This window comes from Herbaspirillum sp. meg3 (assembly GCF_002257565.1).
GTDB lineage: Bacteria > Pseudomonadota > Gammaproteobacteria > Burkholderiales > Burkholderiaceae_D > Herbaspirillum.
Genome location: NZ_CP022736.1, coordinates 120,911 through 134,589 on the forward strand (window position 1 = coordinate 120,911; position 13,679 = coordinate 134,589).

Genomic DNA, 13,679 nt, shown 5'->3' on the forward strand with positions numbered 1-13,679 from the left:
TACGATCAGCCCGGCGTGAACGCCAGCAACTGCGCACCTTCCGTCACCTGATCGCCGACCGCATACAGCAACTCATCGATGACGCCATCGGCGGGTGCCGCGATGGTATGTTCCATCTTCATCGCCTCCATGATCAGCAACGGCGCCCCCTTGGTGACGCTGCGACCTTTCTCGACCAGCACGGCGACGATCTTGCCGGGCATCGGCGCCGTCAGACGGCCGCCTTCGCTTTCGCTGTGGCCGGCATGCGCCAGCGGATCGTCCCATGTCAGCACGGCATGATGGCCTTGATGGAAGACGTGGAAGGTGTCGGCATCGCGCACCACATTGCCGGCGAGTGTGGAATCATCCAGCGTGATGCGAAGATCCGCAGCGCCCTGCTTGTCAAAGCGCAGCGTGTGCTGAACGCCGTCACGATGCAGAACCCATCGCCGGTCATTGCGATATTCGACATGGATCTGATAGGAGCCAGCCTCGTCGGCAAACTGCAATGCGCGCAGCAAGCTGCCGTTCATGCGCCAGCCGCTGGTGTGCGCCCATGGGTTATTGCTGTCGCTGACCCGTTCCGCTTCTTGCGACAGCAGCAGTGAAGCCGCCATTGCCAGCGTGGCGGTCGATGCCGGCTGCAGCACAGGGAACAGCGCATCGTGGTGACGTTCGATCAACCCGGTATCGAGATCCGCCGTGGAGAACGCCTGTCCGGCGATCAAGCGTTGCAGGAAGCCGATGTTGGTGGCAAGTCCGACGATACGATACTGCGCCAGCGCTGCAGCCATGTTTGCCAGCGCGGCACTGCGGTCTTTTCCCCAGACGATCAGCTTGGCGATCATCGGATCATAGAACGGCGAAATTGCGTCGCCTTCGCGTACACCCGAATCGATACGTACCGCCGCCGGTGTATGGGTATGGCTGTCGACGCGGAAATGTACGGCAGGCGGTGTGTGCAGATAGCGCAGCGTGCCGATCGACGGCAAGAAACCCTTCTCCGGATTTTCCGCATAAATGCGTGCTTCGATGGCATGGCCGTTGAGCTGCAATTGCTCCTGACGCAGCGGCAGATGTTCGCCGAATGCCACGCGCAATTGCCATTCCACCAGATCGAGGCCGGTGATCATTTCGGTCACAGGATGTTCGACCTGCAGGCGCGTGTTCATTTCCATGAAGTAGAACGAGCCATCTTGATTTGCAATGAATTCCACCGTACCGGCGCCGACGTAACCGACCGCCTTGGCAGCGGCAACAGCCGCTTCGCCCATGGCGCGGCGGCGCTCTTCGCTCATGCCCGGAGCAGGCGCTTCTTCCAATACCTTCTGATGACGGCGCTGAACCGAGCAATCGCGCTCGAACAGATAAACGCATTCGCCATGGCTGTCGGCGAACACTTGAATCTCGATATGGCGCGGGCGTGTCAGGTAACGCTCCACCAGCACCTTGTCGTCGCCGAAACTATTGATCGCTTCACGTTTGCACGATGCCAGCGCAGCTTTGAAATCTTCCGATTTGTCGACAATACGCATGCCCTTGCCGCCGCCACCCGCACTTGCCTTGAGCAGCACCGGATAGCTGATGCCATCGGCTTCCTTTTGCAGGAAGTCGGCATCCTGATTCTCGCCGTGATAACCGGGAACCAACGGCACCTTGGCTTTTTCCATCAAGGCCTTGGCTGCCGACTTTGACCCCATTGCATGGATCGCCGATGCAGGCGGGCCGATGAAGACCAATCCGGCCTTCGCGCAGGCCTCCGCAAAACCGGCGTTCTCCGACAGAAAACCGTAGCCGGGATGGATCGCCTGGGCGCCGGTCGCCAGTGCCACGGCGATGATCTTGTCGCCCAGCAGATAGCTCTCCTTGGCCGGGGCGGGGCCGATCAATACCGCTTCATCGCAGGCGGTCACGTGTTTGGCCTGTGCGTCGGCTTCCGAATACACGGCGACGGTCTTGATGCCGAGCTTGCGTGCGGTTTCGGCAACCCGGCAGGCGATTTCGCCGCGATTGGCGATCAGGATTTTGCTGAACATCTTGTCTCCTTCAATGTGACCTGTTTGTTATGTACCGCTACATCAGTGCAAGGCTGCGCTCTTGTCACCCTTATTTTCTTTGTCGTCGATCCAGACCACGTTCTGGTCGATGGCATAGAGACGGCAGGTGTCCTTGGAATATTTCTGGCATTGCAGCAGCGCGCGCTCAGTCGTGTTTTCTCCGGTCCAAGCCCAGCCTGTTGCGCCGGACGATGAAATAGCAAATGCCCGAGGTAAGGCGAGCTTGAGAAAAACCTCGTAGTGTTCGCGGTTCTTCTGATTCAGATAAGGGACGGCCGCGCTGTCTTCCAATTTTGCAAAATCGGTCTTCGGTAATTCATCCGCGAGCACAACCGTCTTTTCGGTCGGCAGTCCCAGGCGCTTGAGCAGCGCTTCAGTCTCCGGCCACCAGATCGCAACACCGTCACGGCTGCCGCTCATGCCGTGCGCATCGTTCTTGAACGGGCCGTAGGCAATCAGCCTGGCATCGGCGCCGGATCGAATGTAAGCCTCGTGCATCTTGCGGACCAGCTCTGGGTTGAAGTAACTGTCGTTTTCACCATAGAACCAGAGACTGGGAATATGGGTGGTTCTGCCGTAGCGTTCGAAGGCGTCAATCAACGCCAGTTTCCAGCCGCAGCCCAGCATGTCGTAGCGCAGACCGCCGGCAAAGTTGAGCAATGCCTTGACGTGCAGAGGATTGCGCGCGCCGAAAGCCATCGTTGTCAAACCGCCATGCGATTGCCCCATGATGATGACATTGTCCTTGTCCACCCAAGGTTGCCGGATCGCATAGTCCAGCGCAGCTTGTACGTCGTCCGCCTGTGCATCGCCGTTGCCGCCGATATTGCAGCCGCCATCGACGTAAAGTCCACCGGATTTGGAGAAACCTTTGCGCATGGGAATGATGACCGCATAACCGCGCCGCACAAATTCGTTGCTGATGGATATGCCGCGATCGCGAGGTTGAAAGGCCGGTATCCCGGGAGCTTTCCCGTGATTCATGATGAGCAGAGGAAAAGGCCCATCGCCCGGAGGCCTGTAGATTGTGGTTTCCAGATTCACGGAAAATATACCCGTGCCGGAGGGAATCATGACGACTTCTTCGCGCAATCCTTGATTCCGCGGCAGCTCGGCGCCGAAGGCCGGAGCCAGGCACATGCAGAACGCAACCAGCACGGCAATGGAAATTTGCTTCTTCATTTCTGTCGAATCTGAAAAATTTACATCCGGAAGACGCCGAACTTCGTCTCTTCAATCGGCGCATTCAACGCCGCGCTCAGCCCGAGGCCCAGCACCATGCGCGTATCGGCAGGGTCGATCACGCCGTCATCCCACAGACGGGCTGAGGCGTAGTAGGGATGACCCTGATGCTCGTACTGCTCGCGGATCGGCGACTTGAAGGCTTCTTCTTCTTCCGCCGACCAGCTGCCGCCCTTGGACTCGATGCCGTCGCGCTTGACGGTCGCCAGCACGCTCGCGGCCTGTTCGCCGCCCATCACCGAGATGCGCGCGTTCGGCCACATCCACAGGAAGCGTGGCGAGAACGCGCGGCCGCACATGCCGTAATTGCCGGCGCCGAAACTGCCGCCGATGATCATGGTCAGCTTTGGCACCGCGGCGGTTGATACCGCCGTCACCATTTTGGCGCCGTTGCGGGCGATGCCTTCGTTTTCGTATTTCTTGCCGACCATGAAGCCGGTGATGTTCTGCAAAAAGATCAGCGGGATCTTGCGCTGGCAGCACAGTTCGATGAAGTGCGCGCCCTTGAGCGCCGACTCGGAAAACAGGATGCCGTTGTTGGCGATGATGCCGACCGGCATGCCGTACAGATGCGCGAAACCGCACACCAGTGTGGTGCCGTAGCGTGCCTTGAATTCATCGAACTCGCTGCCGTCGACCACGCGCGCAATCACTTCGCGCACGTCGAAGGGTTTGCGCGTATCGGTGGGGATGATGCCGTAGAGTTCGCGCGCCGGATAGTTCGGTTCTACCGCTTCGCGCATTGCGAGTTGCTGCGGTTTGCTGCGATTGAGGTTGCCGACGATGCTGCGCGCAATCGACAGCGCGTGCAGGTCGTTTTGCGCCAGATGATCGACCACGCCGGACAGACGGGTGTGCACATCTCCGCCGCCCAGTTCTTCGGCGGTCACGACTTCACCGGTGGCAGCCTTTACCAGCGGTGGGCCGGCCAGGAAGATGGTGCCTTGATCCTTGACGATGATGGATTCGTCGCTCATCGCCGGCACATAAGCACCGCCGGCAGTGCAGGAACCCATCACCACCGCGATTTGCGGAATGCCTTTGGCCGACAGATTAGCCTGGTTGAAGAAGATGCGGCCGAAGTGATCGCGGTCGGGAAACACTTCGTCCTGATTCGGCAAATTGGCGCCGCCGCTGTCGACCAGATAGATGCAGGGCAGATGATTGAATTCGGCGATCTCCTGGGCGCGCAGATGCTTCTTGGCGGTCATCGGGTAATAGGTGCCGCCTTTGACGGTGGCGTCGTTGCAGACGATCACGCACTCTTGTCCGGCGACGCGGCCGATGCCGGTGATGATGCCGGCCGACGGCGCCGCATCCTTGCCTTCTTTTTCCTGATACATGCCGTAGGCCGCCAGCTGCGAGAATTCCAGGAAAGGCGTGCCCGGATCAAGCAGCATCTGCACGCGATCACGCGGAAGCAACTTGCCGCGCGCCAGATGCTTGTTGCGTGCGGTGTCGCCACCGCCTTGTGCGATGACGGCGATCTTCGCTTTCAGATCGTCGACGATGGTTTGCATCGCCGTGGTGTTGCTCTGAAAGTCTTCGCTGCGCGTGTTCAGTTTGCTGTCGAGTTGCGGCATGGTGATCCTTTGTCTCAATGTATTTTTATTCGTCGTCCGGAAAAGCACCGTCGACGTAATACCAGCGGGCCACACCTGCGGCATCCGGCTGGCGTACAAAACTGCTGACCTCGTGCAGACGATGCGCGCGGCCGCCGACCTTGAAGCGGGCAACGAATTCCACCGTTGCTTCGTCCGCATCGTTGACGTGTTTATGCTTGATCACGTCGAGGCCTATCCATTTCACGTCGCTCTCGGCCGTGATCGGCTCGTCCGGCAGCGTGTCGGGATGCCAGGTCGAGCGCAGGTAGTCTTCTTCACGCAATGAGAACGCGGTATAGCGCGAGCGCATTAGCTGCTCTGCCGTCGCCGGCACTGCTGCTCCGGAGATGAAGCGCCCGCAGCAAACGGCGTAGATGCCTTTGCCGCAGGGGCAAGCCTGTTTGTCTTCTTTCCTCGCCATCAGATCTTTCCATCCTTCAAAAAGCTTTCAAGCTGATTGAAGCGGTCGAAGCCCCAGAACGATTCGCCATCGACAATCACGAAGGGCGAGCCGAACACGCCGCGTTCGATGGAAGCGGCAACCTCCGTCTTCAACGCATCCTTGATGGCATCGTCGTTCAACGCGTTAGTCAGTTTGTCCGCATCAATGCCGACGTCGCCGGCGATGCGCAGCACCGTCTCGAGCTTGCTGATATCGATGTTCTCGGTGAAGTAGGCGCTGTACAGCGTATGGATCAGATTGACGGCTTTGGCGGCATCGTTCTTCTGCGTCCACAACACTGCGCGCGCCGCGTGCTGCGAGGCGATCGGCATCACATCGGGACGCTTGAACAGAATGTTGTGAAAGCGTGCAGTACGCTCCATGTCGTGGTGCGAGTATTCACCCTTCAATGGGACGTTGGCGATGGGCGCGATACCCATCACCTTGAACACCGGGCCAAGCAGAATCGCGTGCCAGTTGACCGTGCGGCCGTATTGCGCCGCCAGCTTTTCGATATGCAGCGAACCGAAATAGCCGTACGGCGAGCTGAAGTCGAAGTAAAAATCGATGGGAGTTTTTTGATCGCTCATATTTTTCTCTGTTGTTTCAGACTGTGTCAGACCAGTTCGATGGCCATCGCCGTACCTTCGCCGCCGCCGATACAAAGCGACGCCACGCCGCGCTTGCCGCCAGTCTTCTTCAGCGCGCCGATCAGCGTGACGATGATGCGTGCACCCGAGGCGCCGATAGGATGACCCAGCGCACAAGCGCCGCCATGGATGTTGACCTTGTCGTGGGTGATGCCGAGTTCCTTCATCGCGGCCATCGGCACGGCGGCAAAGGCTTCGTTGATTTCGAACAGGTCGACGTCGGCGGTGCTCCAGCCGGTTTTCTTGTACAGATTGTTGATGGCACCGATCGGTGCGGTGGTGAACCAGTTCGGTTCCTGCGAGTGGCGCGCATGGCCGACGATGCGGGCAATCGGCGTGCAGCCGAGTTTCTTCGCGGTCGATTCACGCATCAAGACCAGCGCGGCAGCGCCGTCGTTGATGGACGACGATGAGGCGGCGGTGATGGTGCCGTCTTTCTTGAAGGCTGCTTTGAGCGTCGGGATCTTCTCAACCTTGGCTTTGCGCGGGCCTTCATCGGTGTCGACGACGACATCACCGGCGCGGGTCGCGACGGTCACCGGTGCGATTTCCCATTGGAAGGAGCCGTCAGCGGTGGCTTGCTGCGCGCGCTTGACCGAGGCAATTGCAAAGGCATCCTGATCTTCACGCGTGAAGTGGTATTTCGCCGCACAGTCTTCGCCGAACGTGCCCATGGCACGGCCCTTGTCGTAGGCGTCTTCCAGACCGTCGAGCATCATGTGGTCGTAAATCATGCCGTGGCCGATGCGATAGCCGCCGCGCGCCTTCGGAATCAGATAGGGCGCGTTGGTCATCGATTCCATGCCGCCGGCGACGACGATTTCATTGGTGCCTGCGAGGATGGAGTCGTAGCCGAACATGGCGGCTTGCATGGCCGAGCCGCACATTTTCGACAAGGTCACCGCGCCTGCAGAAACAGGGATACCGGCCTTGATCGCCGCCTGACGCGCAGGCGCCTGGCCTTGTCCTGCCATCAGGCAGTTGCCGAACAATACATCCTGCACCTGATCCGGTGCGACACCGGCGCGCTCCAGCGCAGCCTTGATGGCGGCAGCACCGAGGTCGCTCGCGTTCAACGCCGACAATTCACCCTGAAAGGCGCCCATGGGCGTACGCGCGGCACCGACGATAACGATGGGATCTTCAGTACGGTCTTCAATGCGGTCTTGCATGTTCTTCTCCTGCTCAAAAAATACTGTGGTCTGGTGATTCAAATAAAGCGCATCTAAAGAGATACCAAGAGATGCGTCACATCATCTTCATTTACATCGTTTCTGCAAACAGCTCGCGGCCGATCAGCATGCGGCGGATTTCGCTGGTGCCTGCGCCGATTTCATACAGTTTGGCGTCGCGCCACAGGCGGCCGGCCGGATATTCGTTGATGTAGCCGTTGCCACCCAGCGCCTGGATAGTCTCGCCGGCCATCCAGGTAGCTTTTTCTGCAGAGTAGAGAATAGCGCCGGCGGCGTCTTTGCGCAGGGCGCGCGCCGCATCCGGCGTCCTGGCGCGGTCGCAGGCCTGACCGACGGCGTAGACATAGGCCTTGCACGCCATCATGGTCGAATACATGTCGGCGATCTTGCCCTGCATCAGCTGGAATTCGCCAATCGACTGGCCGAACTGCTTGCGGTCATGCACGTAAGGCACAACGACATCCATACAGGCTTGCATGATGCCCAGCGGGCCACCAGACAGCACGGTGCGTTCATAGTCGAGGCCGGACATCAGCACGTTGACGCCGCGGCCGACACCGCCGAGCACGTTCTCTGCCGGCACTTCGCAATCCTGGAACACCAATTCGCCGGTGTGCGAACCGCGCATGCCGAGCTTGTCGAGTTTTTGCGCGACCGAAAATCCTTTGAAGCCCTTTTCCACCAGAAAGGCGGTCATGCCGCGTACGCCTGCTTCCAGATCGGTTTTGGCGTAGACCACCAGTACATCGGCGTCGGGGCCGTTGGTGATCCACATCTTGGTGCCGTTGAGCACGTAGCGGTCACCCTTGAGATCGGCTCGCAGCTTCATGCTGACTACGTCGGAGCCGGCGTTGGGTTCAGACATGGCGAGTGCGCCGATGAAATCGCCGGAGATCAGTTTGGGCAGGTACTTGTTTTTTTGCTCGGTGGTGCCGTTGCGCTTGATCTGGTTCACGCACAGATTGGAGTGCGCGCCATAGGACAGGCCGACCGATGCCGAGGCGCGCGAGATTTCTTCCAGCGCGACGATGTGTGCGAGATAACCCATGGCGGCGCCGCCGTATTCTTCGTCGGCAGTGATGCCGAGCACGCCGAGATCGCCCATCTTTTTCCACAGGTCCATCGGGAACTGATCGCTGCGGTCGATTTCCGCCGCACGCGGGGCGATTTCAGCTTGTGCGAACGCGGCCACGCTCTCGCGCAGGGCGGCAATGTCTTCACCGTGATCGAAGGTCAAACCTGGCAGATGAATCATGTTATGTCTCCTCGTTTTTGATAAATGCGTTATTGATTTATATGCTTTACGTTAACGTCAATTGAAATGCGTAATATGCCTAAATATTGAGCAACAGATATTCATGGGGTCAGGTGGATTTTCTGGCTGCGGTAGTGCGCTTTGCCGACGCTTTTTGCGGCAAGTCGGTATTCAGTAATCGCAGGCATTCGGCTTCGTGTGCCGCGATTTCTTCCAGTGTCACTTCGAGATCTTCGCGTTGGCGTTCCAGTTTTTCGCGATGCTGGGTAAGCACCCCGAGGAAGCGTTTCAACTGTGCTTCGGTGTCTTTGGGTGACTCGTACATGTCAACCAGGTTCTTGATTTCCGAGAGGGTGAGGCCAAGACGCTTGCCGCGCAAGGTGAGCTTGAGGCGGGTGCGTTCGCGTGCGGCATAAACCCGGTTGCGGCCGCCGCTGCCCTCGCGTTTCGGACTCAGCAGGCCCTGATCTTCATAGAACCGGATCGCGCGGGGCGTGATGTCGAATTCTTTTGCCAGCTCGGTAATGGTGTAGGTCGGCATGATCTGTGGGCGATGGCTGATTGCTGGTTTTGGGGTGGCGGTGGCACTTTACGTTAACGTAAAGTATATTGTAGGCTTGTCTGCAAAAAATGAAAATATATCTTCGTGATTTGCAAGTTTGATAACGTTTTGTCACGGTCGATGGCGCATCGCCGTTTTCGGTCCAGCAGGCCGCAGTCAGGTACTCATGAACGCTCTAGAATCCCAGCTTGAATACGCCTTCGGCGACACCTTGCCCGCCCTGGGCACCACTCTGGAAGTTGCTCCCGGCATATTGTGGCTGCGCATGGGACTGCCGTTTGCGCTGGATCACATCAATCTGTGGCTGCTGGAAGACGAGATCGAGACGCCAACCGGCCGTGTGCGCGGCTGGACGGCAGTCGATTGCGGCATTTCCACAGATGTCACGAAAGAAAGCTGGGAAAACATTTTCGCCACGCAATTGCGCGGCTTGCCGATCATCCGCGTGCTGGTCACGCATTGTCATCCGGATCACGTCGGGCTGGCCGACTGGCTGTGCACACGCTGGACCGCATCGCTGTGGATGAGTGCCGGAGAATACGCCTTTGCGCGGTTGATGTCGGCCGGCTTGCCGGGTGCAGACGGCACCGCTGCGGCGCCGCATTTTCGCCGGCATGGTCTGACGGATGAGGAGTTGATCGACAAATTGTCGGGACGCAATAACTATTATCAGAATCTGGTGCCGAGCGTGCCGCTGTCATACACGCGGCTGCAGGACCAGCGCACGGTGCGCATTGGTGGACGCGATTGGCGCGTGATTACAGGCTTCGGCCATTCGCCGGAACATGTCTCTCTGTATGCCGATGATGCCCGTCTGCTGATTTCCGGCGATATGGTGTTGCCGCGCATTTCTACGAATGTTTCAGTGTTTGCCATCGAACCGGAAGCCAATCCGGTGCAGCAATATCTGGATTCACTGAAAAAGTATGCTGGTCTGGCCGATGACACGCTCGTGCTGCCATCGCACGGCAAGCCTTTCCGCGGTTTGCATACGCGTATCGGCCAACTGAACGATCACCATCGGGCGCGTCTGGCGGAGGTGGTGGAAGCATGCATCACACCAAAGACCGCGGTGGAGATTTTGCCGGTGATGTTCAAGCGTCCGCTGGATACGCATCAGCTGAGTTTTGCACTGGGCGAAGCGGTGGCGCATCTGCACAAGTTGTGGTTTGACGGTGTGTTGCAGAGACAGCTCGGAGACGATGGCATCTACCGCTTCACGGCGATTGCCTGAGGTCATTATCTATAATAAAAAGGGCCTGCAATCTGCAGGCCCTTTTTATTACGTTCTACTGAGTTGCTCAACGCGTCAGCTTAGCCGCGCTTCAGTTCGCGCTCTTCCTTGAGCATCTTGGTCTTGATGCGATTGCGCTTGAGCGGCGAGAGATATTCAACGAATACCTTGCCCTTGAGGTGATCCATTTCATGCTGGATGCAGACCGCCAGCAGGCCGTCGGCTTCCACTTCAAATTCGTTGCCATCCGCATCCAGCGCGCGCGCCTTCACGCGTGCCGGACGCTCGACGCCATCGTAAATGCCGGGCACCGACAGGCAGCCTTCGTCGTAGACCTGCTTCTCTTCACTGGCCCAGGTGATTTCCGGATTGATGAACACGCGCAGTTCGTTGCTGGTGTCGGAGACATCGATGACGATGACTTGCTCATGCACGTCGATCTGGGTCGCGGCCAGGCCGACGCCAGGCGCGTCGTACATGGTTTCGGCCATGTCGGCGACCAGTTTCTTGAGACGATCGTCAAACACGGTGACGGGCTTGGCGACTTTATGCAGTCGGGGGTCCGGGTAACGGAGGATATTCAATAAGGCCATACGTATTTACTCACTGAGCCATCGAGATAGCACTGAGTGATAGCTGAGGGTTGTTCTTGCTAGTTCAAGGATTTGTCGGCAGAATCTGCCTTTTATTGTCAATGTTGCAACAAAAAAGACTTTTGGCCGATTCTGGCGTGCGCCGCAATTTGCCGCACTGAGGGGCAATTTGTGGAAAATTTTATCATAGCCGGCCTGGCTCTCCTCTTGTTGGGGCTTGCCGGCGACGTTTGTGCAACACCGCCGGATGCGCAAGAGGCCACCTTGCCTGCGACCCATGTTGTTCCTGCAATTAGGAACGTCGCGCTGCCGACGGCACCGGCTGCGACGATTTCGAATCGCACGCTGACCCAGCTGTGGCGCTCGCCGGTGGTGTTCGACAGGGCTTTGCTGGAGACCGCTCCACGCATTGTTGCCGCGCAAGAACGACGTGGCTATCTGGGTAAGGATGACAAGATTTATGTGCAGGGAGAATTGCGCGGCGCGTCTGAATTTTGCATCGTCCGGCCGGGGCGGCATCTGTCAGACCCGGCAAGTAAAGAGCCTCTCGGCGACGAGCTTGTGCTGCTGGGGACTGCCGTACTGCAGGCACCGACGGAAGAAGGACTGCAAGGTCTTTTGATCGTGGACGCCTCGCGGGAAATCATGATCGGTGATCGTCTGCTTGCCATGCCGTTTCAGGGTGATCTTGCTGCGCTACGCGCCATCTCATCGCAGCATTCGTCATTGGCAGTTGACGCGCTGATTGTCTCTATCGCCGATGGCACCGCCCATGCAGGGCAGCACCAGATCGTGGCGATTAACAAGGGCGCGCTGGATGGCATCAGCGAGGGCAAGCTATTGCGTCTGTCTGCCGCAGCCATTCCGTTTTCACATGACGTAGCAAAAGCAATTCCACGTACACAGCAAGCGTCGCGGATCCGACAGCTCCCGCAAGAGGAGCGTGGCCGCTTGCTGATTGTGCGTGTATTCGATCGTGTTTCGTATGGCTTGATCACACAAGCACTCGAACCGGTGCAGGTGGGGGATAAGGCGTACGCGCCACAGCAAGAAAGAACGAGCATCAAGGATGTTGAATAATGCCTCTCTGAACGACACAACAGAACTCTCCGACTGGCTTCGCCTCACGCAAACCGAAGGCGTCGGCGTGGAGGTCGCCCGCCGACTGCTGACGGCGTTCGGCATGCCGTCGGATATCTTTGCCGCAGATGTCACAGCATTGAGCGCCGTCGTGACCGGGCGCATCGCACGTGCTTTGTTGAAAGCGCCGTCGGCGATGATCCAAAACCATATCGAGCGCACCCTGGACTGGGTTGATGAACCCGGTAATCGCATCGTGACGCTGGCCGATGCCGATTATCCGCAAGCCTTGCTCAATATTTCCGATCCGCCGGTGCTGCTCTATATAAAAGGACGTGCGGAATTGCTTGCCGCAACATCGCTGGCGGTTGTCGGCAGTCGCAATGCCACGACACAAGGTATTCAGAACAGTGAACATTTTTCCGATGCGGCCAGCCGTGCCGGGCTGACCATCGTATCGGGCCTGGCGCTCGGCATCGATGCCGCCGCACATCAGGGTGGCTTGCGCGGCTTTGGTTCGACCGTTGCGGTGATCGGCACCGGCCTGGATATCGTCTATCCGGCGCGCAATCGCACTCTCGCGCATCGTCTCGCAGAAGAGGGCTGTATCGTCAGCGAATATCCGCTCGGCATGCCACCGATTGCCAGCAATTTTCCACGTCGCAACCGGATCATTTCAGGATTGTCGCGTGCCGTGCTGGTGGTGGAAGCCGCCGCGCAATCAGGCTCGCTGATCACGGCGAGAATGGCCGCGGAGCAGGGGCGCGATGTGTTTGCGATTCCCGGCTCAATTCATTCGCCATTGTCCAAAGGCTGTCACTTGTTGATCAAGCAAGGCGCCAAGCTGGTCGAGTCGGCGGAAGATATTCTCGAAGAACTGGGGAAGTTGCCGCTGTCGTCGCCATCGCGCTTGTCCTTGCCGTCGCTATTACCACCGTCGTCATTGCATGCGGCATCGTCAACATCAACCAGTTCGACGCCCACGAATAATCGCGAAGACGACGTCGTCTTGCGAGCAATGGGTTTCGATCCGATTGCGGGTGACATGTTGAGCATGCGCAGCGGATTTGATGCCGCTGCGTTGAACGCGCATTTGCTGACGTTGGAGATGGAGGGTGTTGTCGAATGTTTACCGGGAGGCTTGTATCGTCGTATAAATTAAACGACAACACGACGTGGCAATGTTCGAACGGCAATCAAAAGATATTCAGCGAAAATTTGAAAATCCTGCCATACTGGATTCGTAGACTTGTGTTGTGTCAACCTTCGCGATAGAGTATAGCCATGTTTGACGTCCTTGTTTATCTGTACGAAACCTACTATCGCCCCGATGCCTGCCCTGAACCAGCGGCCTTGGTCAAGAAATTGACCGCCATTGGTTTTGAGGATGAGGAAATCACGCGAGCCCTCGGTTGGCTGACCGATCTGGAAGAAGCCAATCACGAATTCGCTGATCAGTATCCTCAGCAAACCGCCTTCTCCTTCGGTATCCGCATTTACGCCACGCAAGAAATGGACGTATTGGGTACGGAAGCCGTCGGTTTCATCCAGTTCCTCGAATCCGCCAAAATGCTCAACGCCGTCCAGCGAGAAATCGTTATCGAACGTGCATTGGCAATCGGCGATACGCCCGTCTCGCTGGAAAAACTCAAGGTCATCGTATTGATGGTTTTGTGGAGCCAGGGCAAGGAACCGGACGGTTTGATGTTCGATGAACTGTTCCTCGATGAAGACGACGACGAACCGCGTCTGCTGCACTAAATCAGGTCGTTATTTTCCTGACTT

The 13,679-nt window shown here is 58.0% G+C and carries 13 protein-coding genes; 4 read left to right on the forward strand and 9 right to left on the reverse strand.

All coding sequences use genetic code 11. From position 1 onward, the window contains the following. Positions 1 to 5: 5 nt before the first annotated feature. The 8 genes from hmeg3_RS00580 to hmeg3_RS00615 all read right to left on the reverse strand — a co-directional run bounded on the left by hmeg3_RS00580 (position 6) and on the right by hmeg3_RS00615 (position 8,966). A complete protein-coding gene (locus hmeg3_RS00580) occupies positions 6 to 2,018 on the reverse strand; it encodes an acetyl/propionyl/methylcrotonyl-CoA carboxylase subunit alpha (protein ID WP_094561994.1) in 2,013 nt (670 codons plus the stop codon). 42 nt (positions 2,019 to 2,060) lie between these two features. Next, positions 2,061 to 3,221: a dienelactone hydrolase family protein gene (locus tag hmeg3_RS00585; RefSeq protein WP_094561995.1), complete on the reverse strand. Its 1,161-nt coding sequence runs from the start codon at positions 3,219 to 3,221 to the stop codon at positions 2,061 to 2,063. Positions 3,222 to 3,241: 20 nt separating this feature from the next. Continuing rightward, positions 3,242 to 4,864, reverse strand: coding sequence for a carboxyl transferase domain-containing protein (locus hmeg3_RS00590; RefSeq protein WP_094561996.1), 1,623 nt, complete (start codon positions 4,862 to 4,864; stop codon positions 3,242 to 3,244). Positions 4,865 to 4,889: 25 nt separating this feature from the next. After that, complete coding sequence (locus hmeg3_RS00595; RefSeq protein ID WP_094561997.1) at positions 4,890 to 5,306, reverse strand: YchJ family protein; 417 nt, start codon at positions 5,304 to 5,306, stop codon at positions 4,890 to 4,892. After that, positions 5,306 to 5,917 carry a 2-hydroxychromene-2-carboxylate isomerase gene (locus tag hmeg3_RS00600; RefSeq protein WP_094561998.1) on the reverse strand — a complete coding sequence of 204 codons (612 nt, stop codon included), beginning with the start codon at positions 5,915 to 5,917 and terminating at the stop codon, positions 5,306 to 5,308. Before hmeg3_RS00600 ends, hmeg3_RS00595 begins: the two co-directional genes overlap by 1 nt. Before the next feature lie 26 nt (positions 5,918 to 5,943). Next, the gene (locus hmeg3_RS00605; protein WP_369828875.1) at positions 5,944 to 7,083 is read right to left on the reverse strand and encodes an acetyl-CoA C-acyltransferase; all 1,140 of its coding nucleotides are present in this window, start codon (positions 7,081 to 7,083) and stop codon (positions 5,944 to 5,946) included. A gap of 157 nt (positions 7,084 to 7,240) precedes the next feature. Beyond that, positions 7,241 to 8,425 (reverse strand): isovaleryl-CoA dehydrogenase, encoded by a 1,185-nt coding sequence (locus tag hmeg3_RS00610; protein ID WP_094562000.1) that lies wholly within the window; start codon positions 8,423 to 8,425, stop codon positions 7,241 to 7,243. Positions 8,426 to 8,534: 109 nt separating this feature from the next. Next, positions 8,535 to 8,966 (reverse strand): MerR family DNA-binding transcriptional regulator, encoded by a 432-nt coding sequence (locus hmeg3_RS00615; protein WP_094562001.1) that lies wholly within the window; start codon positions 8,964 to 8,966, stop codon positions 8,535 to 8,537. 187 nt (positions 8,967 to 9,153) lie between these two features. Here hmeg3_RS00615 and hmeg3_RS00620 point away from each other — a divergent pair, with 187 nt between their 5' ends. Next, positions 9,154 to 10,221, forward strand: coding sequence for an MBL fold metallo-hydrolase (locus hmeg3_RS00620; protein ID WP_094562002.1), 1,068 nt, complete (start codon positions 9,154 to 9,156; stop codon positions 10,219 to 10,221). 80 nt (positions 10,222 to 10,301) lie between these two features. Here the strand turns inward: hmeg3_RS00620 and def are convergent, their stop codons facing one another. Then, entirely contained in the window at positions 10,302 to 10,814 is a 513-nt protein-coding gene (def, locus tag hmeg3_RS00625) for a peptide deformylase (RefSeq protein ID WP_094562003.1), read from the reverse strand. A 72-nt stretch (positions 10,815 to 10,886) separates the two neighbouring features. On the opposite strand from def, the gene hmeg3_RS00630 reads away from it, so the two are divergent. The 3 genes from hmeg3_RS00630 (at position 10,887) to hmeg3_RS00640 (ending at position 13,655) form a co-directional block, all read left to right on the forward strand. After that, positions 10,887 to 11,894, forward strand: a complete 1,008-nt coding sequence (locus hmeg3_RS00630; RefSeq protein ID WP_157739183.1) for a hypothetical protein — start codon at positions 10,887 to 10,889, stop codon at positions 11,892 to 11,894. Next, complete coding sequence (dprA, locus tag hmeg3_RS00635; RefSeq protein ID WP_094562005.1) at positions 11,884 to 13,056, forward strand: DNA-processing protein DprA; 1,173 nt, start codon at positions 11,884 to 11,886, stop codon at positions 13,054 to 13,056. The genes hmeg3_RS00630 and dprA overlap by 11 nt, the downstream gene beginning before the upstream one ends. Positions 13,057 to 13,178: 122 nt before the next feature. Continuing rightward, entirely contained in the window at positions 13,179 to 13,655 is a 477-nt protein-coding gene (locus tag hmeg3_RS00640) for a DUF494 family protein (RefSeq protein WP_094562006.1), read from the forward strand. Positions 13,656 to 13,679 lie beyond the last annotated feature (24 nt).

Bases quoted from the DNA above. Each gene is read 5' to 3' on its own strand.
- hmeg3_RS00600 (WP_094561998.1), bottom strand. From the start codon at position 5,917: ATGAGCGATCAAAAAACTCCCATCGATTTTTACTTCGACTTCAGCTCG.
- def (WP_094562003.1), bottom strand. From the start codon at position 10,814: ATGGCCTTATTGAATATCCTCCGTTACCCGGACCCCCGACTGCATAAA.
- hmeg3_RS00620 (WP_094562002.1), top strand. From the start codon at position 9,154: ATGAACGCTCTAGAATCCCAGCTTGAATACGCCTTCGGCGACACCTTG.
- hmeg3_RS00605 (WP_369828875.1), bottom strand. From the start codon at position 7,083: ATGGGCGCCTTTCAGGGTGAATTGTCGGCGTTGAACGCGAGCGACCTC.
- hmeg3_RS00640 (WP_094562006.1), top strand. From the start codon at position 13,179: ATGTTTGACGTCCTTGTTTATCTGTACGAAACCTACTATCGCCCCGAT.
- hmeg3_RS00595 (WP_094561997.1), bottom strand. From the start codon at position 5,306: ATGGCGAGGAAAGAAGACAAACAGGCTTGCCCCTGCGGCAAAGGCATC.
- dprA (WP_094562005.1), top strand. From the start codon at position 11,884: ATGTTGAATAATGCCTCTCTGAACGACACAACAGAACTCTCCGACTGG.
- hmeg3_RS00610 (WP_094562000.1), bottom strand. From the start codon at position 8,425: ATGATTCATCTGCCAGGTTTGACCTTCGATCACGGTGAAGACATTGCC.
- hmeg3_RS00585 (WP_094561995.1), bottom strand. From the start codon at position 3,221: ATGAAGAAGCAAATTTCCATTGCCGTGCTGGTTGCGTTCTGCATGTGC.
- hmeg3_RS00615 (WP_094562001.1), bottom strand. From the start codon at position 8,966: ATGCCGACCTACACCATTACCGAGCTGGCAAAAGAATTCGACATCACG.
- hmeg3_RS00580 (WP_094561994.1), bottom strand. From the start codon at position 2,018: ATGTTCAGCAAAATCCTGATCGCCAATCGCGGCGAAATCGCCTGCCGG.
- hmeg3_RS00590 (WP_094561996.1), bottom strand. From the start codon at position 4,864: ATGCCGCAACTCGACAGCAAACTGAACACGCGCAGCGAAGACTTTCAG.